At 54.5% G+C, this 26487-nt stretch carries 22 protein-coding genes, 1 tRNA gene and 1 pseudogene; 21 read left to right on the top strand and 3 right to left on the bottom strand.

Annotation, left to right across the window (positions count from 1 at the left end; genetic code table 11):
* The first annotated feature begins 225 nt into the window (after window positions 1-225).
* From eno to JMN37_RS05505, 7 genes are all read left to right on the top strand, one after another.
* On the top strand, window positions 226-1500 hold the full coding sequence (gene eno / locus JMN37_RS05475; RefSeq protein WP_252931298.1) for a phosphopyruvate hydratase: 1275 nt from the start codon (window positions 226-228) through the stop codon (window positions 1498-1500).
* A 90-nt stretch (window positions 1501-1590) separates the two neighbouring features.
* Complete coding sequence (locus JMN37_RS05480; protein WP_252931299.1) at window positions 1591-2199, top strand: FtsB family cell division protein; 609 nt, start codon at window positions 1591-1593, stop codon at window positions 2197-2199.
* Between the two features lie 345 nt (window positions 2200-2544).
* On the top strand, window positions 2545-2700 hold the full coding sequence (locus JMN37_RS05485; RefSeq protein ID WP_252931300.1) for a hypothetical protein: 156 nt from the start codon (window positions 2545-2547) through the stop codon (window positions 2698-2700).
* A 76-nt stretch (window positions 2701-2776) separates the two neighbouring features.
* On the top strand, window positions 2777-3928 hold the full coding sequence (locus tag JMN37_RS05490) for an ImmA/IrrE family metallo-endopeptidase (protein WP_252931301.1): 1152 nt from the start codon (window positions 2777-2779) through the stop codon (window positions 3926-3928).
* 3 nt (window positions 3929-3931) lie between these two features.
* On the top strand, window positions 3932-4417 hold the full coding sequence (locus tag JMN37_RS05495) for a DUF4411 family protein (protein ID WP_252931302.1): 486 nt from the start codon (window positions 3932-3934) through the stop codon (window positions 4415-4417).
* Between the two features lie 61 nt (window positions 4418-4478).
* Window positions 4479-5024: a DUF501 domain-containing protein gene (locus JMN37_RS05500; protein ID WP_252931303.1), complete on the top strand. Its 546-nt coding sequence runs from the start codon at window positions 4479-4481 to the stop codon at window positions 5022-5024.
* Window positions 5021-5980 (top strand): Ppx/GppA phosphatase family protein, encoded by a 960-nt coding sequence (locus tag JMN37_RS05505; protein ID WP_252931304.1) that lies wholly within the window; start codon window positions 5021-5023, stop codon window positions 5978-5980. Before JMN37_RS05500 ends, JMN37_RS05505 begins: the two co-directional genes overlap by 4 nt.
* Here the strand turns inward: JMN37_RS05505 and JMN37_RS05510 are convergent.
* Window positions 5977-6225 carry a hypothetical protein gene (locus tag JMN37_RS05510; RefSeq protein ID WP_071573499.1) on the bottom strand — a complete coding sequence of 83 codons (249 nt, stop codon included), beginning with the start codon at window positions 6223-6225 and terminating at the stop codon, window positions 5977-5979. The two genes, JMN37_RS05505 and JMN37_RS05510, sit on opposite strands and share 4 nt — an antisense overlap.
* Window positions 6226-6370: 145 nt before the next feature.
* On the opposite strand from JMN37_RS05510, the gene wecB reads away from it, so the two are divergent.
* Together wecB and JMN37_RS11425 are read left to right on the top strand one after the other, a co-directional pair.
* Complete coding sequence (wecB, locus tag JMN37_RS05515; RefSeq protein WP_252931335.1) at window positions 6371-7507, top strand: non-hydrolyzing UDP-N-acetylglucosamine 2-epimerase; 1137 nt, start codon at window positions 6371-6373, stop codon at window positions 7505-7507.
* Window positions 7508-7579: 72 nt separating this feature from the next.
* Window positions 7580-8908, top strand: coding sequence for a glycosyltransferase family 4 protein (locus JMN37_RS11425; protein WP_330166368.1), 1329 nt, complete (start codon window positions 7580-7582; stop codon window positions 8906-8908).
* 620 nt (window positions 8909-9528) lie between these two features.
* Here JMN37_RS11425 and JMN37_RS05525 read toward each other — a convergent pair.
* Window positions 9529-9601: transfer RNA gene (locus JMN37_RS05525), tRNA-Asn, on the bottom strand.
* Between the two features lie 190 nt (window positions 9602-9791).
* On the opposite strand from JMN37_RS05525, the gene JMN37_RS05530 reads away from it, so the two are divergent.
* From JMN37_RS05530 to JMN37_RS05580, 12 genes and pseudogenes are all read left to right on the top strand, one after another.
* The gene (locus tag JMN37_RS05530; RefSeq protein ID WP_252931306.1) at window positions 9792-11216 is read left to right on the top strand and encodes a glycosyltransferase; all 1425 of its coding nucleotides are present in this window, start codon (window positions 9792-9794) and stop codon (window positions 11214-11216) included.
* 255 nt (window positions 11217-11471) lie between these two features.
* The gene (locus tag JMN37_RS05535) at window positions 11472-12494 is read left to right on the top strand and encodes a glycosyltransferase (RefSeq protein WP_252931307.1); all 1023 of its coding nucleotides are present in this window, start codon (window positions 11472-11474) and stop codon (window positions 12492-12494) included.
* A gap of 10 nt (window positions 12495-12504) precedes the next feature.
* Window positions 12505-13122 (top strand): hypothetical protein, encoded by a 618-nt coding sequence (locus JMN37_RS05540; RefSeq protein ID WP_252931308.1) that lies wholly within the window; start codon window positions 12505-12507, stop codon window positions 13120-13122.
* Window positions 13123-13129: 7 nt separating this feature from the next.
* Window positions 13130-15193, top strand: a complete 2064-nt coding sequence (locus JMN37_RS05545; RefSeq protein WP_252931309.1) for a glycosyltransferase — start codon at window positions 13130-13132, stop codon at window positions 15191-15193.
* A 51-nt stretch (window positions 15194-15244) separates the two neighbouring features.
* On the top strand, window positions 15245-16177 hold the full coding sequence (locus tag JMN37_RS05550) for an ABC transporter permease (RefSeq protein WP_252931310.1): 933 nt from the start codon (window positions 15245-15247) through the stop codon (window positions 16175-16177).
* Window positions 16161-17000: an ABC transporter ATP-binding protein gene (locus JMN37_RS05555; protein ID WP_252931311.1), complete on the top strand. Its 840-nt coding sequence runs from the start codon at window positions 16161-16163 to the stop codon at window positions 16998-17000. Before JMN37_RS05550 ends, JMN37_RS05555 begins: the two co-directional genes overlap by 17 nt.
* Before the next feature lie 238 nt (window positions 17001-17238).
* Window positions 17239-19329, top strand: a complete 2091-nt coding sequence (locus tag JMN37_RS05560; protein ID WP_252931312.1) for a CgeB family protein — start codon at window positions 17239-17241, stop codon at window positions 19327-19329.
* Window positions 19295-21289: a glycosyltransferase gene (locus JMN37_RS05565; protein WP_252931313.1), complete on the top strand. Its 1995-nt coding sequence runs from the start codon at window positions 19295-19297 to the stop codon at window positions 21287-21289. Before JMN37_RS05560 ends, JMN37_RS05565 begins: the two co-directional genes overlap by 35 nt.
* Window positions 21290-21352: 63 nt before the next feature.
* Window positions 21353-22579, top strand: a complete 1227-nt coding sequence (locus JMN37_RS05570) for a glycosyltransferase (protein WP_252931314.1) — start codon at window positions 21353-21355, stop codon at window positions 22577-22579.
* A gap of 33 nt (window positions 22580-22612) precedes the next feature.
* Complete coding sequence (locus JMN37_RS05575; RefSeq protein ID WP_252931315.1) at window positions 22613-24799, top strand: hypothetical protein; 2187 nt, start codon at window positions 22613-22615, stop codon at window positions 24797-24799.
* Between the two features lie 14 nt (window positions 24800-24813).
* Window positions 24814-25037: pseudogene (locus JMN37_RS11430) on the top strand (hypothetical protein).
* Window positions 25038-25353: 316 nt separating this feature from the next.
* Window positions 25354-25632, top strand: a complete 279-nt coding sequence (locus JMN37_RS05580) for an ATP-binding protein (protein WP_252931316.1) — start codon at window positions 25354-25356, stop codon at window positions 25630-25632.
* Between the two features lie 444 nt (window positions 25633-26076).
* Here JMN37_RS05580 and JMN37_RS05585 read toward each other — a convergent pair whose 3' ends face one another.
* A complete protein-coding gene (locus JMN37_RS05585; RefSeq protein ID WP_252931336.1) occupies window positions 26077-26439 on the bottom strand; it encodes a terminase gpP N-terminus-related DNA-binding protein in 363 nt (120 codons plus the stop codon).
* Between the last annotated feature and the right edge of the window lie 48 nt (window positions 26440-26487).

Below are 26487 nucleotides of genomic sequence, written 5' to 3' on the forward strand. Positions count from 1 at the left end.
GCCGAGAAAGCCACAAAAGTGGGCGAAACCGGGCATGGGCAAAAGGTTTGACGAAGATCACATTCCGAATGGTGTGACCTTAAATGGCGTGGTTGTGAGCCTATCGCTGCACGGAAACGCAGGGAAAGCGCGAGTGTGACGAACACCAACAAGCATTTTTTGTTGCGATCTGGAACAATCGGTAACGGAAATTTGGTTTGGCCAATCTCAAGGAGATGAACTGTAGTGGCTGATATTATGCACGTCTTTGCTCGTGAAATTCTGGACTCTCGCGGTAACCCAACCGTTGAGGCTGAGGTTTTCCTCGACGATGGTGCGCACGGCATTGCGGGTGTTCCTTCCGGTGCGTCCACTGGCGCACACGAGGCGCACGAGCTGCGTGACGGTGGCGATCGCTACGGCGGCAAGGGTGTCCAGAAGGCTGTCAAGAACGTCAACGAGGAGATCGCTGACGCACTGGCTGGCATCGAGGCTGACGATCAGCGTCTGCTCGACAAGGCAATGATCGAGCTCGACGGCACGGACAACAAGTCCCGCCTCGGCGCGAACGCGATCCTGGGCGTGTCCATCGCTGCGGCGAAGGCTGCTGCTGAGTCCGCTGGTCTGCCGCTGTACCGCTACATCGGCGGCCCAAATGCTCACATCCTGCCTGTTCCGATGATGAACATCGTCAACGGTGGCGAGCACGCTGACTCCGGCGTTGACGTCCAGGAGTTCATGATTGCTCCGCTGAGCGCTGAGTCCTTCGCTGAGGCTCTGCGCATGGGTGCAGAGGTCTACCACTCCCTGAAGTCCGTCATCAACGCAAAGGGCCTGTCCACCGGCCTTGGCGACGAGGGCGGCTTCGCTCCTTCCGTCGACTCCACCCGCGCAGCGCTTGACCTGATCGTTGAGGCCATCGAGAAGGCTGGCTTCAAGCCTGGCGAGGACGTCGCACTGGCTCTGGACGTTGCTTCCTCCGAGTTCTTCGAGGACGGCGTGTACAAGTTCGAGGGCGGCGAGCACTCCGCTGAGGAGATGGCCAAGGTCTATGAGGAGCTCATCGCTGAGTACCCAATCGTCTCCATCGAGGACCCACTGCAGGAAGATGACTGGGAGGGCTACGCAAACCTGACCAAGACCATCGGCGACAAGGTCCAGATTGTTGGTGACGACTTCTTCGTCACCAACCCTGAGCGCCTCGCACGCGGCATCAAGGAGCACGCTGCGAACGCCCTGCTGGTGAAGGTCAACCAGATCGGTACCCTGACCGAGACCTTCGACGCTGTGGACATGGCTCACCGCGCTGGCTACCGCACCATGATGTCCCACCGCTCCGGCGAGACCGAGGACACCACCATTGCGGATCTCGCAGTGGCTCTGGGCTGCGGCCAGATCAAGACTGGTGCACCGGCTCGTTCCGAGCGCGTTGCGAAGTACAACCAGCTGCTGCGCATCGAGCAGGAGCTCGGCGACGCCGCTGTTTACGCTGGTCGTTCCGCATTCCCACGCTTCAAGTAATCGCTTGATTCGTACGCACCCCCTGCCGATCGCGCGCTCGCGCGTGGCAGGGGGTGTCGCGTTTTTCCCTGCTGTACACTAATGAGCACTATGAGCACTGGCACGCCCCGAGACAAGCACACAGCGAAGCGCCGCAGGAAGCGGCTGGCTCGCACTGTGCCCGTGGCGTCCCGCGAGCAGCGCAAGCAGCAGCTCGCCGAGCAGAAGGCCAACAGGGAGTCGCGCTTCGCCGCCCCCAATTTAGCGACGCTCGCCCTGCTCATCATCGTCCTCATCGCCGTACTCGTGGCAGTAGCAGCCCCACTTCGTAATTTCTACGAGGGCCGCAACGAGATCGCGCGCGCCCAGGCAAACATCGAGTACTTGGAGCGCCGCCAGGCTGACCTTGAGCGCGAAATCGCGAAGTACGAGGACCCCGAGTATCTCAACCAGGTCGCCCGCCGCCGCCTCGGCGTGATGGAGCCCGGCGAGTCCGCCTGGCGAGTCATCGACCCCCGCATGACTCACGGCACCACCATCACCTCCGACGAAACCCCCGACGACCGCGGCTGGGCCGTCTTCCTCTGGGACTCGCTACGCGAGGTCCCGGAGGACGTTCCCGCCGACGCTCCTGAAGAATCGCCTGCTCCCGCAGAATCGCTTGTGCCCGAAGCGCCCGCGGAAGCACCTGGGGCGCCTGACGCGCCTGAAGCGCAGTAGCCCGAGCCTAAAAGGTAGCAACAGGATTACTGCAATCCACTTTTTGCGCGCCCCCACCTGGATTATTCCAATCCTTATACTCCCATTTGGAAAACCACCGGGTTGACAGCCCTGCGCCGGCCCTCGCGGCGCTCCCGTCGACCGATTAATAGCGTGGGATTTAAGGAGTGCGACGCTGGTCGCCGAAAACCGCCAAGCCCGGCCCAAACAGCGCGACCTGCATCGCACGACATCTAGCGCACGCTTTTAACGCTCACGCCGGATCCCAACGAGCACAACCGAGTACCAGAACCATGTAGTCTGAAACAAACACAACGGCCTGCGACAATGAGAGGAGCACGACCGATGAATTCCAACGCACCGGATCAACTCCCGCCTAAGAACACCCGCCCCAAACAGCAGCCCATCGACCAGCAGTGGCTGGTTGATTACCTCACGCTCCCGAAGAGAAAGAAGCGCTCGAAGCTCACTGAGTTCTTCGGCTGGGTCCTTGGGTTTTAACGTTTAACCAGGCAAGTTAAAGTATTCTCAATTCTGTTGCGCCGTTTTCATTACCAAGATTGAAAGGAGGGAAGCGATGGGGGTTCTGCGTATTGATATCGAGCCGTCTGTACTGGACTGGGCGCTGCGACGTACAGGACTCAGTGACGAAAAGCTCCGTGCCACGTTTCCCAAGGTAAACGATTGGCGCTCAGGGGAGGAGCGTCCGACGCTCAACCAAGCGAAGGAACTAGCGAAGAAGGCACGAATCCCATTTGGACGGCTCCTTCTTCAGGCGCCTTCTGGCGAAGAGGCTGATGTACCTGATTTTCGTACTGTCAGAAATGAGCGTCTCGATGGGCTGAGTCCTGATCTGCAGGAAGTTATTCACTCCGCCGAGGGGCGCTTGGGGTGGTACGCGGATTACGCGGAGGAAGTTGGAATTCCTGGTCCTGAAATTCTGCGCTCTGCCCAAGATTCCACCAGTCCCATCCTGGCTGCTCGCCAGGCTCGCATCGCGCTGGGGTTTGACGAGGCTTCTGCAATTCCTGGGCCAGAGAGAGTGACGACACTAACGCATCATATGGAAGATGCAGGGATTTTAGTATCCCGAAATTCCATTGTCGGAAACTCTACGCAACGTCATCTCAGTGTTGATGAGTTCCGCGGATTTACCCTGATTGATGGGGAATTCTGCCTGGTGTTTGTGAATACAAGTGACGCCAAAACTGCGCAGCTCTTCAGCCTCGCTCACGAGCTGGGACATGTTGCTTTGGGGGAGGCTGGTATTTCTGACCACAGCGACCACCTGAAGGTAGAGCGCTGGTGTAACGAATTTGCAGCAGCATTCCTCGCTCCAGAGACTGCAGTGAGGGAACGGTACAACAAGAAGCGTTCTTTGCTCGACAACGTCGCGTCTCTGGCAAACGCGTTTGGCATCAGTAGGGAAGCGACGCTGTTGCGCCTGAAAGGTATCTTCTCGATCGAGCAACAAGAGTTCGACGAAGTTATGCGATTGGTCCGTGTCAGGAATGAAAAGAAAGCTACACAAGAAGGCAGCGGCGGTCCTTCGTTCCATGTCCTCGTTCGGTCTCGCGTCGGCGAGCGATTCTTTGAGACGATCACGTTTGCCGCAAAATCCGGACAAATTCCTGAGAGGGATGCTGCGCGGCTTCTTGGCGCTTCCTCGTACAAGTCCTTTGAGAATCTCGTGAAGAGAAGCCATTGGGCTAGCCGGGAAGTGGGGTAGCCGGTGTACCTAATTGATACGAGCTTCCTAGGAACAATCACCAATTTGTATCCCGATGATGTGTTCCCAACCTTGTGGAATGAACTTGAGAACACGCTTTTCACTGATGATGTGTTCTTCCATGCGGAAGTGGACGCTGAGCTGAGGAAATGGGGTCACCCGAAGCTGCAGTGGTATTTGGATCATGTGCAGCCAAAGCAGATTCTGCAGACAGATGAGGCTGAGCTCGAAGCATATGAACGGGTAACTTTGTGGGCTGAAGAGAAGCAAGACCCCGCATACAAACAAGTGGCAGTAGATGATTTTCTGAATGTGGCTGACTCGTGGCTCGTGGCATCGGGCGCTCGCCATGGATACACAATTGTCTCGAATGAGACTCCAGCCCCAAATGCGATAAAGAGGATCAAGATCCCAGATGCGGCTGCCGCATTCAATGTTGAGTGCAAAACACTTCTTGAGTTTTTACGGGCCCGGAGCATCACGGTGTAGCTCACCGCCTCACCGCTGCACCGTTCCACCGCCGCCCACCTCGTGTGAAACAATGTTGCTCATGCAACCGACTCAAGAGGATCTCAATATCATTCAGGAGCAGCTCGGCCGCGCGCCTCGCGGTGTGCTGGGAATTTCCTACCGCACGCCGGACGGCCAGCCTGCGGTGGTAAAGACTGCTCCCAAGCTTGACGACGGCACTCCGTTCCCCACGCTCTACTACCTGACGGACCGCCGCCTCACCGCCGAGGCTTCGCGTTTGGAGGGCGCTCAGGTGATGAAGTGGATGGAGGCCCGCCTGGCTGAGGACGAGGACCTGCAGAAGGACTATCGTCGCGCTCACGAGTATTTTTTGGCGAAGCGCAACGAGATTGAGAACTTGGGTACGGACTTCTCTGGCGGCGGCATGCCGGACCGGGTGAAGTGCCTGCACGTGCTGATTGCCTACGCGCTTGCGGAGGGGCCGGAGCACTTCCGTTTCGGTACGGAGGCGGTGGCGCTCGCTGCCGAGCACGGCAATCTGCGCGACACCGCGATCCCTGCCGACTGGCCGACGCTCGAAGACCTCGGCATCACGCTTGCTGAGGCGGGGGAGCACCTCGCATGAGCCAGCCGCGAACACTCGCCGCGGTCGACTGCGGCACGAACTCCATCCGCCTCTTGATCACCCGCTTCGACCCCGAGACGAACACGTTTGAGGAAGTCTGCCGCGAGAACATCATCGTGCGTTTGGGCCAGGGCGTGGACGAGACTGGAGCGTTGAACCCGGAGGCGATTGAGCGTACCCGCAAGGCGCTCGCTACCTACACCGAACGCATGCTCGCCGAGGGTGCGCAGCGTGTGCGCATGGTCGCCACCTCTGCGACTCGCGACGCCTCCAACCGCGACGTCTTCTTCGACATGACCCGCGAGCTGCTCAGCCAGATCCAGCCCGGCGCACAGGCCGAGGTAATCACGGGGGAGGAGGAAGCCCAGCTCTCCTTCATCGGCGCCACGATGGACCTTCCGACCGACGACGGCCCCTTCTGCGTCATTGACTTAGGCGGCGGCTCCACCGAGTTCGTTGTGGGCAACGGCGACACCATCGAGGGGCGCATCTCCACCCAGATGGGGTGTGTGCGCCTCACGGAGCGATTCTTGCGTTCAGACCCGCCAGCCTCCGAGGAGTTGCGCGCGGCTCGCGACTACGCGCGCGAGCAGGTCCAGCACGCCGCGGCGGTGGTCAACATGGCGAAGGCTCGCACGGTTGTCGGCTGCGCCGGCACCTTTACGACGCTCTCCGCGCTCACCAAGCGCCTTCCCGAGTACGACCCAGACCGCATTCACCTTTCACGCCTCACCTTCGAGGACCTGCGGGCCACCATCGCGGAGATCCAGGCTCTGAGCGTGCAGGAGCGCAAAGACCACCCGGTGATCCACCCCGGGCGTGCCGACGTCATCCCCGCCGGCGCCGCCGTCGTCGAGGAAATATTAAAAGCCGCCGAGGAACTCACTGGTCTTGACTCGATTGTGATCAGTGAGAAAGACATCCTCGACGGCATCGTGGCCTCATTGGCTAATTAGTCCTCGTCGGGCTCCAGAATCTGGTTGTGATCCCCCCGCTTACCGCGCAAGTCTTTGATTTCGCGCATGCGGGGTTCCGGATCGATCTTGTTCGCGATGGCCTTGCGGGTGGACGTGACCACTTGTTTGGCCACCGGCGAGTTCACTGCTTTCTGCGTAGCGTTGACAATCTGGTGATAGCGCTTGCGACCGGCCTTCGTGCCGAACACGTACCCGGCGGCTGCTCCGACAACGAATTGAATCATGTGTGCCATAGTACATTTTTAAAAAGTGACAGTGGCGTGGGCGGGGAATTAATGGCCTACGTCTGTTATCTGCACTAGATTAAAAGGTGCTCTTGTAACTACGAACCACATTGAGGAAGCTGTGTCTGAAGCAAAGCCCAAAGTAATGACGATCTACGGGACCCGCCCTGAGGCGATCAAGGTAGCACCTGTGGTGAAAGCATTGGAAGCTGATGACCGTTTCCAATCTGTTGTGGTGTCTACTGGTCAGCATAAGGAAATGCTGGAACAAGTGAACAAGCGCTTCGACATCGAGCCAGATCATGATTTGGGCCTGATGAAGCCAGGGCAGTCGCTCAACGAGCTTGTGTCCCGTGCGATGCAGGGGCTCGATGCAGTCATCGAACAAGAGCAACCGGATGTCATCATTTCTCAGGGAGATACGTCTACTGCGATGACGGCTGCTTTGGCTGGGTTCCACCGCGGTGTAAAAATCGTGCACCTGGAAGCAGGCCTTCGAACCGGCAATATTTTCTCGCCTTTCCCGGAGGAAGCGAACCGCAAGATTATTGGTCAAGTTGCGAGCTTGCACTTGGCGCCAACCGAGGAATCTCGTGAAAACCTACGCCGTGAGAACTTCCGGACGAAGGACATTGTTGTTACAGGTAACACAGTCATCGATGCCTTGCTCGTCGCATCGAGCTGGGACGTCAACTTTGACGATCCTCGTCTGCAGCAACTCGCCGATACTGATCAAAAAGTTGTCTTAGTGACGACCCACCGGCGCGAGAATCTGGAAGCAATGAAGGAGATCGGTAGCGCGGTGCGAGACCTGGCGTCTGAATACACGGACCATGTATTCACGCTGCCACTGCATTTGAACCCAAAGGTGCGAAACGCTGTGTTGCCACTCATTGAAGACCTTCCCAACGTGATCATCACTGATCCACTGCCATACGATCAGTTCACTGCACTGCTGAACCGTGCCTACCTGGTGCTGACCGACTCCGGCGGTGTCCAGGAGGAAGCGCCTTCGTTAGGAAAACCAGTCTTGGTCATGCGCGAGAATACGGAACGCCCTGAGGCAGTGGTCGCAGGTACCGTCAAGCTCGTGGGAACTGACCGCAAGCGAATTGTGGCAGAAGCTAAGAACCTGCTTGATCAGTCTGCTGCCTATGACGCGATGGCGAATGCGGTAAATCCGTATGGCGATGGTTGTGCCGCTCAGCGGTCGGTGGCTGCTGTCGCGGAATTGCTCGGTGTCGGTACTAAAATCGCGGAGTTTTCTCCACTAAATAAGTAAGGTACTGTGAAAGAATGTCACACTTCAGCAGTGAGATTTGCTGATGTAGATGCTGTCTTAGTTTTTTAGTAGATGAGCTGGGAGTTGGCCTTGAGGATTCTCATTATTTCCCAGTACTGGGCTCCGGAGAACGGAGTCCCCCAAAGGCGTTGGTCATGGCTTTCGAAAGTGCTCAACGAGGCGGGGCATGAGGTTTTTGTGGTAGCCCCAAAGCCTCACTACGAAAGAAATGTGTCTCTACGGGATTGGTACAAGAAGCGCGCTTTTCGATCAGCGATGGAGACTACAGACGGGGGTTCTGGGGAAAAAGTCATTCGATCTGGTTTTATTCCTTCGTCGAGCTCCGTAACCGGGAAGATATTCAATCAGGCCGTTGTTGCCGTGGGTGCTCTGTGGGTGATAATGAAGCGGCCATCGAGTCTAAAGGAATATTCTCCAGATTTAATTGTTGGTACCGTTCCGGCTATACCGACGGCTTTGGTCACGTACGTTGCGAGCCGTCGGTTTAAGGCTCCGTACATTATCGATTTGAGAGATGCTTGGCCAGATTTGCTAGCAGAACGAAGTCGGTGGAACCACAGCGTGGGAGATAGGTCTGTAAAAGAATCCCTGCTTAGCCTGGGGCCGATTCAGATTTTGAGTGCGTTAACGCGAAGTATGCTTAACAGGGTACTTAAGAACGCAAATGTGATTACGGTTACATCCCAGATGCTTGGAGAAGATCTCGAGCAGCGGAAGGAATTACGATCCAAGGGCTGTCAAAACCCGAAAACCATTACTGTCAGAAACGTTTTTCCGCCAGAGGCCGTATACGCCTCTGGACATTGTGCCAGCTCGAATAAGAGATCTCTTAACGTGTTGTATGCTGGGACTGTTGGGCGCGCTCAAGATCTTGAGAACACGATTGTTGCTGCGGCTCTTTGCGAAGCAAGCGGATATCGAGTGCGCCTGAGGTTCGTAGGTAGCGGAGTTGGAAAGCCTAAACTTCTTAAACTCGCTCGTGACTATGGGGTAAATGCTGAGTTTTTTGGTCGGCTGCCGGTGGACAAGTTACAAGAGCACTATGACTGGGCTGATACCGGACTAGTTCACCTCGCAGATTGGCCATCATTGCAAATGGTTGTTCCGTCCAAAACGTATGAACTTATGGGCATCAAATTGCATATTTCAGCGGTGGCTCGAGGCGAAAGCGCCAAGTTAATTCAAGAACATGGGGCTGGTGACGTGGTACCTCCAGGTGACCCGTTTGCGTTGTCAGAACTTTGGACAAAGCTTATTGAGGAGCCAGATCGGCTCTGTATAGGAGATAGGGCTGCTGCTTGGGTTACTGCGCAAAGGCAAATTGCTGCGCCCAAAGCAATTCTAGAAGCAATCATGCTCGCTGCCCAGGATAAGAATTGAAAGCTATCATTAAGCAAATCGGATTAATCGGAACCGCGGCTACCCCGTTGTACCTTGATGACAGGGTATCTTTCAGGAACAAATTGGGGGAAAGAATTCGGACAAGCGGTATTCCGGCTAGTTCTTTGAGCGTAAAGGCTCTTCCCTGTAAGGGTGGGTCGCACAACGATAAAATGCGATCCTTGGTTGAGATTGGGGGAATATAGCGAAGCAATCTCTGCATTAGATATTGGTTCAAAGTCATTGAATCGGGCAGAACTGCACCGTGCACTTCGCTTGTCGGAGGAGTTAAAGCGTTTGGAAACATCGTTGCCGTTCAGCATTATCACACGGTCCGCAGAGAACAGCATCCGTCCGTTCTTCTGAAGCGTCCTGGGTTTAGTTCCGCTTCTTTTACTAGCCCGTATTGACGGGATGGGTGAGATGGTACTCGATTTCTACTTCTTGCGGGGTGGCGTAGTCTAATGCTTTGCGAACGTGGCCAATTCTTTTGGTAACGGCCACGCGCCAGCGTGCATGGTTGCCGCCATCGCGGAGTTGCTGGGAGTAGGTGAGTGCATCAGCCCCCCTTACTCCGGGAGTATAAAAGCGAAAGCCCGCCGAAAGTCGGACTGTGATTGCTCCTCCGACTGAGCTCGAACCAGTGAACTTTCGATTAACAGTCGAATGCTCTGCCAACTGAGCTATGGAGGATTATCTTATGCGGTGAGTCCGAATTGCTTCGGTACTCTGTGCAACGAGATATAACTACATAACCTGGGGCGAGAATGAAGCAAATCTGCTGGAAAGAGTGGATTTTTGCGGTGCGTCGGGAGTGCTGCACGCGGTGGTGATTACACTGGTATAGGCTTCAAAGGGATGGTGGCAGCAGGAAGGAAAGACATTGTTCATTGGGCAGACGCGGTTTAGTCTGTTTGTTCCACAGTCTGGTTCCTGGCGAGCGAGCAACGGGAAGAAGCTATCTTCCGAGGCGGACTACCGCGCCTACCTCTATGACCCGCAGCGCTTGGAATTTCGCACGAACCATTTCCTCGAGCACACGGTTCCGCTGCTGGCACAGGCGGCGCGTGGGCATGAGGTCACCCACATCGTCTCCTATTCGGAGTCCCTTCCGCAGCGTTGGAAGTCCAGGCTGGAGGAGGCGGGGCAGCAGTATGACTTCCTGTGGCTCGATGAGTGCAAGGATGGTGAGCAAGCGTGGGACACTCCACAGGCGGTCATCAGGGCCAGCGGTCACACGGGGGTCTATGGTTCTTACCGGCTCGATGATGATGACATGCTGGCAACGGGGTTCTTTGATGCGGCGAAGCCTTACCTTGTGGAGCCGTTCGTGGGGATGTTTGTGAGCTTCCCCTTAGGGGTTGAGGCAATCTTCGACGGTACGCACTTTAGTAACTTCCGCCTGGCGCATGTGCCGATGAATTCCATGGGTTTGATGGCGCTGTGCTCGATTGACACCGTGAAAAACATCCGTGCGCCCAAAGGGGGCCCGCATGATCTCACAGATCGGTATTCGCCAGTAATTCTTGATGCCCGTCACGTCAGCTACCTCCGGTCCCTGCATGATGGACAGGACAATGCCATGCGGTACCAGGATGGCTCGGTCCTGGAGCGTTTGCTGCAGGAGACAGGAAAGAACCCGCCGCTGCATGACTATGACGAGTTGGCCTCTGCATTCCCGACGGTTGCAGAAAGGATCGACCAGGGTGCGCAGAATTTCGCTGTTGGTAAGACAGTGGGCGACGGGGTCGCCTTCGCGTTGGCAGGGCAAGGAACACAAGGGGTAGTAGACGCCACGATCGTGTTGTTGCTGAACAGTGAGGAACCCATAGAGCCGGAGAACTTCGTCGTGGACCTGCTCGTGGTGGACGCGAAGGGGCGAAAAATTTCCCGGCACCAGGCCGTGGTGGGCCTCAAATCTATAAAGCGCGGGCGCATTGGGCACTGCCACCTCGTGCCGGTAGAGGAGGGGCAGTCGCGCGTTGTGGTGAGCCTGCACCTCGAACAGGGGCAGTCGCTGCTGGGCTTTTGCATCAAGGGGCTGGAGCCGAAGGTGCAGAAAGTGTCGCTGGAGACGGTCAGTGTGGCTGCTGATTCTGCGTTCCACCCGGTCGATGCCGCGCGGTTCGCCGCGCTGGTGGACCACACCCCGCTGCGCGTTCAGGACCGAGTCCTCGACCTCCTCGTTGACCACCGAGAGGCGATTCGCACAGTTGCTACCCTCGTCCTTGGGCAACAAAGCGCCGAGCGGGTGATGGCAAAACTCCTTCCGCTATATCGCCGTATCCGACGGCTAGCGACTCACTGATTAGGGCGTGCGGGCGCCGAAAAGTGCGCGGGGTTGGTGGGAAGTAGTATGATTGACGGAGGCCGGAACGGTCGTCAGTGCGAAGGAGCCTAGTCAAGCTGTGGGTATTCTCATCGTGTCGCAGTATTGGTATCTCGAAAATGGGGTGCCACAGCGGAAATGGATGTGGCTGACTAAAATTCTCGTCGATGCTGGCCATGCGGTGACCGGGATTGCACCACTCCCACACTGTGAGCGGCAGTGGTGGCTGTCTAGATGTTGGCGGTATCGCTCAACCCCTGGTCGGAGGTGGGAAAACTGCGTCTCGATGTCGTCATTGGCACGGTTCCAGCCCTGCCCATAGCTACCGTCACCCAGCTCATCGCGCGATTGAAGCGGGTTCCCTACGTCTTCGACTTGCGCGACGCATCGCCGGAGCTGTCGCACGAAAACCAGGACTGGAATGCGGCCACGGGCTGCCGGTCGCTGCGAGAAAAGCTCCTTCGTCACGGGCCCTTGCAGGCGGTGACCGCGGTGACTGGGCGTGGCGTGACTTCGGCTCTCAAAAATGTCTCCGCCGTGCTGACCACCTCTGAGCAGCTTGATCTGCAGTTGCGCCAGCAAGAGAAAGACTCAACCGGCAAGCGCACCCGGGGCGTGGTCACCATTAGGAATGTTTTTCCGTCGCGGACGCAGCTGGACACCCAACCGCTGCAGGCGCTAGAGCACGAAGGGCTCAACGTTTTGTGTGCCGGTACGTTTGAGCGCGCCCAGTGGTTGGAAAACGCGTTGGTGGCCGCGTACCTGGCGCAGGAGATAGGCGTGAAGGTCAGGCTCCGTTTCGTGGGCGACGGGGTGTCGTGGACGATGTTGCGGGACAAGGCCACCCAGCTTGGTCTGGACGTGGACTTTCATCACCGTATCCCCGCTGGTGAACTGCAAAACTATTATTCCTGGGCCGACACCGTGTTGGTGCACCTGACTGACGGGAAGCCACCGGGTCGGACGGTGCCGTCCAAGACCCTTGAGCTCATGGGGCTGGGGATTCATATCATTGGCGTGTTAAGCGGTGAAGCTGCCGAGTTGATTACCCAGCTTGAGGCGGGAGACGTTGTTCGGCCCGAGCACGCTGAGGAGCTAGCGAGGCTCTGGAAATCTCTTGATGAGGTCCGCACCAAGTTGAAGGTATCTGAGGATGGCCGGCAGTGGGTCAAGAAGCAGCGCGATAAGCAGGTGTCGCAGGCTCTGCTCGATGTCCTTGGGTGCGCCGCGTCTCCGTCAACCGTAGATTTTCGCTAGTAGGTTACTCATGCTCTTTGCCGATAAGCCTTATCCCGGGCATAGCCCCCAGGACGCCGTGTGTGTTGTCGTTGATTCGACGGCAGTGGTTAGCGTGGGGGACTTGGGTCGCAACGTCGTCTTCACTTCTGACCTGACGGGGACTCTGAGCTCCTATGACACCGTGATTTTTGTGGACTTTCCCGCAGAAACGGTCTGGGACTTCATTGGCGCCCACGAGAAATCATCGTCGCAGACCGCGCCCAAGGTGTTTTACTGGGCATCACTTGGTCCTGACAGCGCGCCGGAACGGGCCTCGAATTTCCTGCGCGGGCCAGACAATCTGACGGCCGGGGCAGTTGCGTGTGAGCCCGGCTGGGTCAAGATGTGGGTGCTGCCAACACGCGTGGCGGAGACTGCGGACGGGGCGGGCCACCTGCGCAGCGCGGCGGACGTGAGTCTGGGGCTGGCGGCGCTGCAGTATGTGGAGTACCGTGACGCGGGCGCCGATGCCTTGCCGGAGCTGTCGACGCCGTCGGTGCTGTCCGCCCTTCTAGACAGAGTGATTCCGGTGGTCAAGCCCGTGAAAAGGTATCTGCCTCAAGGCGTGATTATTCGTTTGTACAAGCTTTTGGCTCGGATGAAGTAGGGTACGTATGTGTGGGAAGTTCACCGTGGGGATCTCGGTCATAGTCCCCAGCTTTGCAGGAAGAGTCAGGCTTCCGCGGCTCATCGAGTGTCTGAACCGGCAATCCCTCGACCCGAGCCTGTTTGAGGTGATCGTGGTGCTCAACGGGCCAGACGACGGCAGCGCGTCCTACCTGCGCGGGCTGACCACGGACTATGACCTGCGCATTATTAACACCACCGGTGTGGGTGCGGCGCATGCGCGCAACGTGGGGTTGACCAGCGTGACGCGCGACTACTTCACGTTCGTCGATGATGACGACGGCCTCGAGCCGGAGTTTCTGGCCGCGGGCTTTCGCCTGTGCAAGCCGCACGAGGCCGTCTTGCTTCCCATACGGGACATCGGGGAAGATGGGTGCCATCATGACAGCGCGCTGTCGGCGCGGATTTCGCAGGCCACCGGCCGCACGCAATTGGCCCGCGACATCCCGTGGACCTTGGGCTTTAATGCGTGCAAGATCCTCCCGAGCTACATCGCCACGCGGTTTCGCTTCGATGAAGAGCTCAAGTCTGGCGAGGATGTGGCGTTCTTCGCCCAGTTGCTGACCATCCCGCACTTCGCCTTCACCGTTCCGGCTGACGCTCAGGACGCCGCGTACCTGCGGTTGGTGCGGAAGGGCTCCGTCTCCCGTCAAAAGGCGAGCTTCCAGTTCTCTGTGGTGGAAAGGTTGCAGTGCATTGCCAAGATTCGGGCCCTTCGCGTCGATGAATCTTCCCGTCTGGCGCTGAAAAACCTCGAAGACGCGCAATTTACCTTTGTGCGTGACTACCTTACGGGCGCACGCGACCAGGTTGAGGACGCGATTGCCTGCGCGGTTGACTTGGGTGTTGCTGGGTTACCGTGGAGTGACCTGCGACCGCAGCGCTCGAAGAAACTCGTGGTGTCCTATTGCTTCCCGCCGTTTGCTGACCCTGCCGCCAACGTGATGGCCAAGACGCTGGCCAGCGACGGCGTGCAGGTGGACGTGATTTCCGCGGACATGCGGAGCATTCGCAAGCGGGATGAGTCGACCTACCTCATGGTCGATCCGGTCATTGGTGAGCACGTGCAGCTCAACACTGAATGCTCTTTTTCGGCCTGGCCGCTCATCGCACAATTTGGGCGTGACGCCCTGCGCGCGGCACGAAAGCTCCAGGCAAAAGGAAGCGAGTACTCCGTGCTCTACACGCGGGCCTTGTGGTCGGGATCGCACGTGGCCGGCGCGCTTATCAAACTGGCCTATCCACAGCTGCGGTGGGAGGCGGAGTTTTCTGACCCACTCCGAGTTGGTGCTGATGGTCAGCCACGCCGGGGCAAGCTCACGCCTGGGCCCACCGCGTGGAAGCTCACGCGTGCACTCAAGCGTCTGGGTGGGGCAGAGGTGGAGATTGCATCGCATTTCGAGCTGACGGAGGCGGTGACCATTCTGCTAGCGGATAAGTTGCTATTTACCAACGAGAACCAGCGTCACGTCATGCTTTCGCAGTACCCGGCGCCGATTCGGCGCGCCGCGGAGGCAAAGAGTGTGGTGCGCCCGCAGCCGACCCCGCCCAAGCACCTCTACCACGGCACGAGCACGTACCAGACAGATGGGAAGAAGCTGAGCATCGGCTACTTTGGCAGCTTCTATCGTGACCGGGGCCTGGGGCCGATTCTGGATGCGGTGATGGACCTGCCGCAGCACCTGCAAGAGAAGCTGGAGTTTCATATCTTTTGTGATGACCCGCGAACGCTGCGCGCCTTTGCGGCAAGTAACGCGCCTGCTTTCAGCCTGCGCATCAATGACTACGTGCCGTACCTGGAGTTTTTGGCCATCACCCACAAGCTCGACGTCTTGTTGGTCAACGACATGACGCTGCAGCCGGGGTCTTTTGCGGTCAATCCTTTCCTGCCGTCTAAGTACTCCGACTATGCGGGTTCGGGGGTCCCGGTGTGGGGCATCGTCACGCCAGGCTCCCCGCTGTCGGTACAAGCACTCGATTTCCGGTCGGAGATTGGGGACGCCAGCTCAATCCAGCAGGCACTTGTCGATATGATGGGAAAGCTACGATAAGTATTGTTCTTCCCTCGCTGGGGGAGGCAATCGGACAGGATGGTTAATGACATGAGCCAACAGAGAGAAGGGGCGAAGCCCTACAGCGTCGGCTTTCTCAAAGAGCTTTCGGGAAAACTAGGGGAGTCCACCTCACGCGTCCAAGTAGTATCCAAGGGTGACCTGGTCCCGCTCAACCCACGTCCCAGCCTCGGTGGCTACATTAGGGAGTTGTGGAGGCGCCGGTTCTTCATCGGGGCGGAGGCGCGCTCGAAAGCGTTGCGCTCGACCCGTGACTATCGCTTGTGGAAGCTGTGGCTGGTTGTCTCCCCAATCCTGGACGTAGCCTTCTATGGGCTCCTGTTCGGCCTGCTGTTTAAGACGGCGCGCGACGTGGACAACTTCGTGGGCTACCTGTTCATTGGCCTGATTTTCATGCGGATGCTCACCTCGATGTTGGGCTCCGGCAGCGGGCTGATCTCCAGCTCGAAGGCGATGATTTCTGCGTTCCCGTTCCCTCGGGCGTCGCTAGTGTTTTCTCAGACGCTGCGCGCGGCGATCGATAATCTGCTGCCCGCCGGCGTGGCCCTCATTTTGGCGTTCGTGGCACAGTGGGGTGATTTTCCCACATGGACAACCATTTTGGTGGTGCCGCTGTATGTGATGCTCCACCTTTTTGGCTGCGGGCTGATGCTGATTTTTGCTCGGCTGACCGCGGAAATCCCGGACGTGAAGGCGCTGGTGCCGATTATTACGCAGGCGTGGTTCTTTCTGTCCGGCGTTATGTTTACGATGGACCGTTTCTCCCACGTTCCCACCCTGCAGAAGATCATGGTGGAAAACCCCGCGTACGAGTTCCTGACAGCAATCCGTGACGTCACCATCTACGGCACCGTCCCGGCGCTGGATGTGTGGCTGATCCTGCTTGTCTGGACCGCGGGAACATTTATCGTGGGATTCATTTACTTTTGGGCTGCGGAGGAAAAATATGTCCGGCTTGCGTAATCAACCAATCGAAGAAATTGATGATGCAGCAATCGTCGTCAACAACGTTTCGAAAAGGTACGTCATTAGTCAGTCGCGCTCCGATGATGCAAACACGGTTCGCGCTGGTCGAGGAAAAATGGTTGTCGATGCACTCAAGGACGTTTCTTTTGCCGTGCGACCTTCGGAATCGATTGGGCTCATTGGGCTAAACGGATCCGGAAAGTCGACACTATTGAAACTAATTGCGGGCGGTGAGAACCCGACCTCCGGAGAGATCCTCGTGCAGTCCCAGCCGATGCTTATGGGCGTGAATGCGGCGCTTCAGGGGAATCTTCCAGGTGAGACAAATATCTATCTGGGGTGCTTAGCCTTGGGTATGAGCCCGAGTGAAGCCACCGAGCAAATTCCGCTACTGGCGGAATGGACAGAACTTGGCGATGCAGTGAAGCGGCCCATGTCCACCTATTCTGCGGGAATGAAGGCGAGACTGGCTTTCGCCATTTCGACAGCAGTGAAGCCAGAAATCCTCTTGATTGATGAGGCATTGTCAACGGGAGATGCCGCATTTGGCTGGAAAGCACGCGCAAGGATGAACGAGGTCCTTGAACGTGCAGGTAATTTATTCTTCGTTTCTCACTCGATTGCTCAAGTAGAGGAGAACTGTTCGCGTGTGCTGTGGATCAACCAAGGAGAGCTTATCGCCGATGGGTTATCGTCGGAAATTTGCTCCCTATACACCAGGTGGGCTGGACTAATGGCGAAGGATGACAAAACACCCGCGAATGAATTCCTCACGGAATTACCCGAGTCCTACCTACCAGCAAAGGTAATAATTCGATAGCATAAGCATTTCTTTCTGCGTCGTCGGGGTTTAGTTAATTGACCTCTGTGTGTTGTGATCCGCGGATAGGCCGTAAAAGGCTCGAGGGAACGCAGCTTTTTTGAATTCACCAACATGAGCTGCAATTAGGTTGAGCGAACTTATCGTCTGTCAGCCTTAAAAGCTTGTGTTATAATAGAGCAAATCTTTAAATCTGCACGCGCAACTGCTCTCATAAACCCTTGAGCAAGGAGACCTATTGAAAACGCTGAATAAACTTGACAATACAAAGGGTATTGCAGCAGTTGGGCTTGCTGAGGCCCTTTTGATTGGTGTGGCAATCTTCAGCTCAGGGGAGCTGTGGCGCAGGTGTCTCTTTCTTTTGGCTGCGATCGGTGCTTTATTTTTCCTCTTTCTGGTGTTTCGAGGTACTGGAAGACGCATACACAATACGAGACTTCAGAACCGCGAAATCCAAAAAAGTATTTCGGACTTAAGCGACTCGCTGGAAGCCGTAGAAACGCTATCAAAAGCAATTAGCGCAAATACTGCGGCCTTTAAAGGAACAGTAAGAACCATTAACAACATTGCAGGTTCTGTTTCAAAGGCACGCGCAGTCCAAGCGGGTATGCAAAACGTAATTGCTGGCCTTTCGAATGCAGAGTCGTTCGCGATGCAAGTCACCAGGAGTGATACTGCCAAGGATCTTAAGCCAGCGACAAATCGGGCGCCGAAGAACCCAGCGCTTGCTTCGACCACCTCAGTGGAGGAAACTGCGCAACGCTTTGGCAAGCAATGGCAACTGAAAAAAGACTTGATTCTTCCCTACAGCGCGGAACTAGATAACCGGGACTTTTTTAAACCTCGATTTTCGTTGCTTTCTGCCCTTAAGGCTGTAGTAATTCTTGATCCGTTTAGCTGGGGCTCGCTCTCCCCAGAAATTGATGCCAGACCTGTTACTCCAGGCAATTGGTTTGAAGTATTCGAAGAACATCAGCCTGATATCTTCCTCTGTGAATCGGCATGGCAGGGAATGCCTGGCGATGAATCTCCTTGGAAGGCTCGCATTTACGGCTCGGTTAATTTTAAGTACGAGAATCGAAACGAGTTGCTCGCCATACTGGAATACTGTAACGAAAGGGGAATTCCGACAATCTTTTGGAACAAGGAAGACCCTACTCACTTCATCGATCGGGTGAATGATTTTGTGGACACCGCCAAGCGGTTTGATTACATCTGGACCACTGCAGGAGAGATGATTCCAGAGTATTTCAAGGTGACAGGAAAGCGGAATGCGGAATGCATGCCATTTGGAGTTCAACCGAGACTGTTTAATGCTCTCGACCGCGAGCACTCCGATGGTGAAAATCAGGTGATATTTGCCGGTTCCTGGTACAAGAACCATTCCGAGCGGCAAGAGATCCAAGGGGAAATCCTAGACAGCGTGCTTGATTCCGGTCTAAATCTAAAGATTTATGATCGGTATTCTGGTCGTTCCACAGAGCAGTTTGGATACCCAGCAAAGTATGCCGATTGCATTCAACCGGCAGTCCCATATGAAAAAACCGCAGATCTTTACCGTACGAATCAGTACGGAATTTCGATCAATACTGTTACCAGCTCGCCGACGATGCTAGCTCGGCGTGCCTTTGAGATGGCGGCTACAGGCTGCACGATTATTACCAACCGGACAAGGGCAACGGAACATTTCTTTGGTGAAGAGATTGTACAGCTGGATCGCCCTGCACGCGTTGTGCCTGAACTCCTTCATGATCGCGCGGAACGGCGGTTAAGAGTTTTGAACCGAGTCTTGAAAGCTGATACTTACGAAGCACGTTTGCAAAAAGCATTAAAACAGATCGGTATTTCCGTCGAAACTGATACAGCGGGAGTCTGCGTCTTGATTCGCCTGCGACTCCTTGAGGATGTAGAGCCATCAGTGCGGTATGCACGAAAGCTTGGTCCAGTAGCACGTCAAATCGTCATCCTCGTTGATGCTTCAGTCGAACCGCATACAATTCAAGAGTTCTATAAGGCTGCTTCGCTAAATGGCGCAGTTGCCATCTCTGAAAAGTACTGGCAGGAGTACGGCTTGGATCCCAAATCAGTATTTGAATTGCCATTTGTTTTTGTGGCCTCCGAAGAATCCATACGCATGGCAAAGAGTGAAACCATACAGCGTGCTTTAAGACATGTTACTTATAGCTCGAACCCTGTTTTTGCGGAGGACCTTCCAGTTTGGCCAAAGACAAGTATTAAGCACCACGGAGTCAATTGCGTAATGAAAACTTGCGACGCTGTTTATGAAATTGAACATGGCTTCGAGTCTGGAGTGGTTACCGTTGTTTAGGAATGGATCATGGGAAGCACCACTAGTCACATTTGTCATTACGACTTTTAACCAAGAGGACTCGGTTGCGCGGTGCATCGAGTCGCTTCCATGGAGGGCGGATCACCAGTGGGAAGCAGTGGTGGTGGATGATTGCTCGACCGATTCAACACTCGATATTGTGAGTCGGCTTTTTGAAGAAAATAGGTTGAATGAGGGGCATCGTCTCCTAGTTGAGACGATGGACTCAAACAGTGGAGGGCCTTCGGCTCCTCGAAACCGTGGACTCGATCTTGCACGTGGGGAGTATATTTTCTTCTTAGATGGCGATGATCAGTTAATTTCGGAGAACTTTGATTACATCGCGGACCATGTCGTGCAAACTAGTGCCGACTTGGTGCGATTGCCTATGCAGATCGTCATTGACGGTGGACCGCCTAGAGTTGTTGACCGAGTGACTGTTGGCGAAAACAGCGATAGCCTTGCGACCTTGGAGCGCTGTGTGACGCTGCAATCTATGGGGGTTATGGCGTTCTCACGGCGCTCTATTATCATGGATAACGGAATAAGGTTTAAGTCCGACGTGAGAATGGGCGAAGACCTTGTTTTTATGTCCGAATTCTGTCGCCATTCCCGTCACTTTTCATATTATGATAGCCCTTTGTACACCTATCATAAGTCGAGCCGAATGGGTAGCTCTTCCACGGCAAACTACTCAGGAGAAGTCTTCGTCGAGGCGATTCATTCGTGGGATCTTGTCCAAGAGAACTACCTCAAAATTGGCATTGACTTTTTGGCATGCCATGGCGCGGGAACGGTTTCTTACGGTTTGGGACAACTTCAGAAGTGTTTTGTGAGAGTTTCAGAACAGGAATTTGCGAACTTCTCGCAATTCGTTGGGAAATGGGCGCACTCTCTGAATCTGGACTTGTTCGGTGAGCCTTTTCGAATTCTGGTCGAAGATGCACTGTCGCAGCGGTATGACCGTTTCCTAGAGCATTCCAAACTTCGTATGCTGATTGCTGGCAGCGATTTGAAATTCATCAAGTCTGCCGTTCCGTACCTTGAAGAGTACTTCCAGGTCCACCTCGATGAATGGCAAGCTGAACGTGTTTTCGATGAGGATTCAACCAAGCGTGAACTGGCTTGGGCCCAAATAATTTGGTGCGAATGGATGACAATGGCTGCCGAATACTTTTCGCACAACGTTCGCCCAAGTCAACAGCTTTTCATTCGCTGCCATTTTTACGAACTGACTCGCGACTCGGGTTTCAAGGTTGATGATTCTAAAGTCAATGGTTATATCGCGATCGCGTTGCACACGTACGAAGATTTGATTGAGAAGTTTGGTATTGCTCGAAGTAAAGTTCATTTGATTCCGAACTACTATGCGGTGGATTCTTATGAGCGGGATCATACGGACGGTGACCCTTTTGCGATTGCTTTGATTGGCAGTGTGCCTCGCCGTAAAGGATTGCATCGTGCTCTGGAAATTCTGCGAGATCTGCGGAAAGTCGACCAGCGATATTCTCTGACCGTCTTCGGCAAAGCCCCTGAGGCGTTCGGCTGGGTAAATGGTGTGGCAGAAGAGCGTAAATATTACAAGGCTTGCCGAGACTTCGTAGAGAACAACGACTTGAGTGATCATGTGGTCAATGCGGGTTGGGCAGACATCCGTAAAGAGCTAGCGAAATTTGGCTACGTGCTTTCTACTTCAGATTTCGAGGGTTCACATGTGGCTCCTGGTGAGGCTTTTTGCGCAGACATTCCCATGGGCATTTTGAATTGGCGAGGCGCAGAATATGTATATCCAAGTGAGTTTATTTTTTGTAGTGTCGATGAAATTACTCAAGATATCTTGGATAAACGGGAGTCGGTTAGGCGTACCGAGTCTCTCGCAAAGGGAAGAGATTTCCTTCGTCGGCATCAGGACGTATCACAATTTGTGGAAGATGTGGTCTGCCTTGTTCAAAACAACTAGTTTCGGTGCCAACTTTGTTTCCTCGCAAGAGGTTTTTGAGGTCTCAAGATAAGGAGAAAACTAATGCCAATGGCCATTGGTCACACCCGATTTAGCCTTTTCAGCCCAGATTTTGAAGGCTGGAAAGCAAGCAATGGCAGTGTCTATAGGAGCCAGGAAGAGTATAAAGCGGCGTTGTTTGATGATTCGCGCCTGGGTCCTCGGGCCGAACTTTTCTTGAATTACACCATTCCTATTTTGCTTGATGCTCCGAAGAATATTATTTATCGGCACGTGATCTCTTATTCACCGGAGCTTCCGCACAAATACAGGGTAATGCTGAATGAGCTGGCTTCGAAGCATCCCGAAATTGTTCTGGATGAACAGATTGATAGGGTTCCATCTATTTCTTTTGAGGAAGTCGCGTTACGCGAGCTCGATAAATCGGATTCGTTTGCAGTTTTCCGTCTTGATGACGACGATGTGTTGGCTACGAATTTTTTCACGCAATTGGAAAATTATGTGCGGCCCGAATTCGTGAATATGAAGGTGTCTTTCGGTCTCGGGTGTACGGCGATTTATGATTCAGGCCAAATTCGCATGGTGCGCTCCAACTATCAGCCAATGATTGCAATCGGGTTAGCGTCTATTTGTGGTTGGAATCAAGAGGGCGGTCTCATTGAGCCTCCTACGACGGCTCACAACAAGTCAGACAGGTACTGTCCACTAATCGTGGATTCCCGAAAGCCAACGTATCTTTGGCTTCGCCACATCGGTCAAGATACCAACGTTGGGGACAGCGCAAGCACGGAGTCCATTAAGCCCCTTGTGCGTCTGGTTTCTAATAAACCAAGGCTTGGCCCTGACGTGAATGTAGCAGAGCTCTTCCCCCAGCTTTCTCAAAAGATTAATACTCGACATGACTTGGGCGTACTGATAGACCAGCCCAGCACATTACTCGACCCTTTGCACTTTGAATTGGAACGTTCACTGAAGACGCTGTCGTTGCGTTTGCGTGGGCATTTTGACTCTAAACCTGCTGGTGAGCACAACCTCCTTATTGCGTATGGGTTGACTGATTCGGCTGGCAGCCTTATTAAGCAAAGTAGGGAAGATATTCCCCTCGTCTTGTCTACAAATCCAGATATTGGCTGGTACCACTATCTTGCAGAAGAGGACCAAACTGTAGACAGAACTTGGCGCATTGAACTTCCCGAAGGAGTCAGCTGCAAGTCTTTGACCGTGTTTCGTTGGCATGAAAAGGACAAGCGGTTTGTTATCGAAGGCTTCGAGTGTAACGACGGTTCTTAAAGGCATCGTTGAAAAAGTTTGCGAGAAAGATTCATGATTTCCCTTTTTAAGTCGCATAAGTTTCTCGAATTTTCGAGTTCTGCGAACCGGATTGATAAACGCAAAGATTGGTACTTCGAGAACCAAACCCTGTTCGTCGTAGAGAAACTTTCCGGTTTGGTCTTTACTCGGAGATTTCAAGGCTCTTTTGACTTGTCTGAGGCTGCTCCGAACAACCTCACCTTAAGCGACATTCGAGATGCTTTTGGCGAGTGGATGGCAGTGTGTTCGACTCGCGGGCCAGGTGAGGAGCAGCACGTTGTCTTTTCCGACTTTTTTGGTCTGGCTCCTGTCTATTACTCATTTATTCCGGGTCGGGGAATAATCATCAGTGACTCTTACTCTGGGGTTGCGAGCGCATACCAGAGCCGAATTGGACAGATCTCTCTTAATGAACCGAACTATCTGTCTCTCCTTCCAAACTGGATTGGTGTTTATCTCGCTGCCTCTTGCCAAGAGAACACAATGAGCAACGAGGTTAAGCTTCTTTTGCCAACTGAAGCTCTAGTCATCACATCAAGTTCGGTTCGAATTATTGATAGGATGTCGCTGTCCAGTGCATCTGGAATTGAAGACCCAGAGGCCCTAATTGAGCGGGGCATCGAGGAAAGTACCTCTATGCTTGCCTACTTGAGTCAGTCAACTGAAATGGAAAAGCGCATTCGACTCTCAGGCGGAAACGACTCTAGAATGGCGCTCTCATTATTGGCTGCGGCTGGGGTCACACAAGAATTCCGCGTTCAGACTACAGACCCACGTCCGATCGAGAGTCCCGCCGCACGCGAAATGCTAGAGAAAGATATGCGGATTGCTGACGAATTGCGTCGTCGTTATGGAATGGCCTGGGCGACTCCATATTCGGGTAAAAGAATTCGGTTAAGCTTTGACGAGACAATCCGCAGTTATTGTGACTATCAGTCGCAACTAAGCCCGGAGTTTTTCACGCAGTCTCCCGTTCGTTTAATGCCTGACGAGCCAATTCTGACAATGGTTGGGGCAGGCGGGGAGATTATGCGTCAAGCTGCCGCTGCTTCATACATTCCTGATGAAGTATTTGGATCGGTGGCGCAGGCGGAGGCGCTACCACCGAACGAGCAAATCCAAAGGATTGTAGATTGGTCGTTGCAGCGGCTGGCGATTCCAGCTTCGCTTAAGGCTGTTTCTCACGCGTATCTTAAATCGGCATTTGAACGAGCTGGTGGAGCTTCGTTGAGGGAGCGTCTCACGAACTTTAACTTTCTTACCTCCTATCGTTGTCATTTCGGTAATAGCCGACTTTTTACGGCACTTAATCAACCGCAGATCAGTGTCCTGAACAATGCGTACTTTGTGAAAGCATCACAATGCATGAGCATCGAAGACCGAGCCAATGACCAATTTACGAGGAAACTTCTTGAAAAAACCGATCCAAAGCTGCTGGATGTCGTTTTTGAGAATGAGTCTACGACCAAAAATGTCTCCTCCCCGGCAGCTGTCAATCCGCGTCTGAATGCGTGGATTCCAGAGTACGACAACGCTACTAGCAGCCAACCACGAGTCACAGATCTATCGGTTAAAAGCGGGCCGACTCGGCAATGGCGAACGCTCTTCGATCCCAAACAACAGGGGCAGACCTACCTTTCAGAGGGGTTCGATGAAATCGAGCGGTTGACAGATCACTCGACGGATGCAAACTGGCGAGAATTTCACGATAGGTTGCTCGAGCATGGGAGAGTCGGGAGTCTTCACCTGAACTGGTTGGTATTTAAGACAGCCTGTGCTCTTGAAGGGTTTTACCCGCAGAATGCAGAACAAGTCTTCCTAGACTCCGATGTGTCGCCTCGGGATAGCAGTTTGAAGGGCGAGGTTAACGTCTCCGATGTTATTCGAGACGGGTGGAATGATGCAGACTTGATCCGAATGCAGCCGCAAGCGGTCGCATCGGGACGACTGGTGATGGTAAGCCTGCAACCACAGATGGCTGCGAGTAATTCATATGAGTATGCTGCATACTTGATGGAAAATGGGAGAAGGCTGTATTCGCAGGGCTACCAGGATCAGCCGAACTTTATATTTGAAGTAGACAATCTGGACGGGCGCAATCTCAGCATCATTGGATTCGCGCGAAGGCGACCCAGTGCAAGGCCCCATATTGTTCGAGATGTCCCGGTCAAAATTCAAGGAAGTGCCGCCCTAGATTAGTCATGTATTTGTAGATGGGTGAAGTTTCCCAGGTTTTATTCCGTTTGAGCAGACGGAAAAATCTTCGAACATGCTAAGAAAATTTGACCAGGAAGCAAAGGACCGAATCGTCCGACTTGTGGAAGACCGCACCCTGGCGGAAAACATGTCGATGCAAGCCGCTTGCCAAGCAGTAGATCCAAAGCCGAGCGTCTCGTGGCACCCAGCGAGGCAATGGACGCAGACCGCTCGACGTTAAGGATGCATTCTCGAACGGTTGCCTGAGAACCTTGTGGCAGAGGTCTCCAAGCTGCGTCGAGAAAATCAAGAGCTTCGCGACACCAACGAGTTGTTGAAGACCGCTTCGGCTTTTTCGCATCGGAACTCGACTAAGAAACGTTAAGAACTGATCCGGTTCATCGATGAGCATCGGAATCGTATCTGCGTCGAGTTCATCTGCCAGACGTTAAGCAAGCAATCACCCCGAAGGCAATTTTATCACGTCGCGTGGGTACCGCCAATCCAAGGCCTGGGGTGTACAACTTGCGGTCTTACAACCCGATAACCCCATCCGGTTGGGGTTCATTGAGCAACTCCACAACGTGGATGTACTCGTCCTCGATGATTTTTTAACCACGCCGATTGATGCTGCCACAGTGCATCAGATATTTAATATCCTCGCCGCGCGCGAACAGGCCGGCTCGACGATTGTGACCTCCCAGTTCACCCCGAAAGACTGGTACGCGTCGATTCCTGACGCGGTCATTGCCGAGTCGATTCTCAACCGGCTTGTTGTTGGTGCTGAGATCATCACACTGGAAGGCCCGAATATGCGGTTAGAAGCCAACCAGTAGCACTCCAACGCTGCAACTTGTTCAACGGTGCTAAACCCGCAGGTACGTAGTGTGTGGTTCGCGCGTGCGATTGCACGGTGCGAGCACTCGAGCTGTTGTTCTATTTGGCGATAAGAACGCTGTTTGATCAGCAACGTCATTATCGCGCGGTAATCCGTCATGAGCGGACTCCTTCCAGTTGATGCCACACCCGTGTGGTGTGGCTACCGGTAGTATGAACGTGCAAGGATGTACAGCGCTACCAGATAGTCACTGTTGCGCTACCGGATAGTCACGACACTGCTACCAAATAGCCGGTCGCAACAGGTGTGGTGGGTCATACTTTCCCGACGTTGCTGGCAGAGGTCGGCCAAGTTCAAGGCGGAGTTCGTGGTTTGGGGGCTGGCGTGGTCCCAGGACTTTGAACACCGAAGCTTTATGCCCTGCGCCACATTTAATCTCGGATTACACTGCTTTTTGCACTCCGCGCATACCCCCGAAAGCGCGGGTGTGCAACAAGTGGCCTGGCCCGCTTATGACCTGATGTTCACCCCAATAAACGGGCTCTTCCGGTTTTAGAGTGCATTGATTTTGTGTCGGATGTTGGCGGCGTGGATCAGACAACGCAGTTGCGCTCATCAAGCCCCACTTTCCTTCTTCGCGGAATCGTTGGGCCCAAGCATAGACGCTCATTTTTGAGTTCAGCGAAAGCTCAGATGCGATGGTGTCAGGAGACACACCGGCGGTGAAGAGCTCAACGGCTTTGAGCTTTGTCGCAAATGGGTGGCGCTTTAAGGTCGTGCGCCGAATGGGCAGCTGGGGGTTCATCACGCTCTCTGATCCATCGATAGAGTGTCCAACGGCCTGGGTAACCCA

Origin of the sequence: Corynebacterium lipophilum (assembly GCF_024102595.1) — a bacterium.
GTDB classification, from domain to species: domain Bacteria; phylum Actinomycetota; class Actinomycetes; order Mycobacteriales; family Mycobacteriaceae; genus Corynebacterium; species Corynebacterium pseudogenitalium.

What these genes read in the sequence shown, in the direction of transcription:
- JMN37_RS05585 (WP_252931336.1), bottom strand. Translation starts at nt 26,439, where the DNA reads ATGAACCCCCAGCTGCCCATTCGGCGCACGACCTTAAAGCGCCACCCA.
- JMN37_RS05485 (WP_252931300.1), top strand. Translation starts at nt 2,545, where the DNA reads ATGAATTCCAACGCACCGGATCAACTCCCGCCTAAGAACACCCGCCCC.
- JMN37_RS05500 (WP_252931303.1), top strand. Translation starts at nt 4,479, where the DNA reads ATGCAACCGACTCAAGAGGATCTCAATATCATTCAGGAGCAGCTCGGC.
- JMN37_RS05575 (WP_252931315.1), top strand. Translation starts at nt 22,613, where the DNA reads ATGATTTCCCTTTTTAAGTCGCATAAGTTTCTCGAATTTTCGAGTTCT.
- JMN37_RS05550 (WP_252931310.1), top strand. Translation starts at nt 15,245, where the DNA reads ATGAGCCAACAGAGAGAAGGGGCGAAGCCCTACAGCGTCGGCTTTCTC.
- JMN37_RS05565 (WP_252931313.1), top strand. Translation starts at nt 19,295, where the DNA reads ATGGCTTCGAGTCTGGAGTGGTTACCGTTGTTTAGGAATGGATCATGG.
- wecB (WP_252931335.1), top strand. Translation starts at nt 6,371, where the DNA reads ATGACGATCTACGGGACCCGCCCTGAGGCGATCAAGGTAGCACCTGTG.
- JMN37_RS11425 (WP_330166368.1), top strand. Translation starts at nt 7,580, where the DNA reads ATGAGCTGGGAGTTGGCCTTGAGGATTCTCATTATTTCCCAGTACTGG.
- JMN37_RS05510 (WP_071573499.1), bottom strand. Translation starts at nt 6,225, where the DNA reads ATGATTCAATTCGTTGTCGGAGCAGCCGCCGGGTACGTGTTCGGCACG.
- JMN37_RS05505 (WP_252931304.1), top strand. Translation starts at nt 5,021, where the DNA reads ATGAGCCAGCCGCGAACACTCGCCGCGGTCGACTGCGGCACGAACTCC.
- JMN37_RS05480 (WP_252931299.1), top strand. Translation starts at nt 1,591, where the DNA reads ATGAGCACTGGCACGCCCCGAGACAAGCACACAGCGAAGCGCCGCAGG.
- JMN37_RS05545 (WP_252931309.1), top strand. Translation starts at nt 13,130, where the DNA reads ATGTGTGGGAAGTTCACCGTGGGGATCTCGGTCATAGTCCCCAGCTTT.
- JMN37_RS05535 (WP_252931307.1), top strand. Translation starts at nt 11,472, where the DNA reads ATGTTGGCGGTATCGCTCAACCCCTGGTCGGAGGTGGGAAAACTGCGT.
- JMN37_RS05540 (WP_252931308.1), top strand. Translation starts at nt 12,505, where the DNA reads ATGCTCTTTGCCGATAAGCCTTATCCCGGGCATAGCCCCCAGGACGCC.
- JMN37_RS05570 (WP_252931314.1), top strand. Translation starts at nt 21,353, where the DNA reads ATGCCAATGGCCATTGGTCACACCCGATTTAGCCTTTTCAGCCCAGAT.
- JMN37_RS05555 (WP_252931311.1), top strand. Translation starts at nt 16,161, where the DNA reads ATGTCCGGCTTGCGTAATCAACCAATCGAAGAAATTGATGATGCAGCA.
- JMN37_RS05490 (WP_252931301.1), top strand. Translation starts at nt 2,777, where the DNA reads ATGGGGGTTCTGCGTATTGATATCGAGCCGTCTGTACTGGACTGGGCG.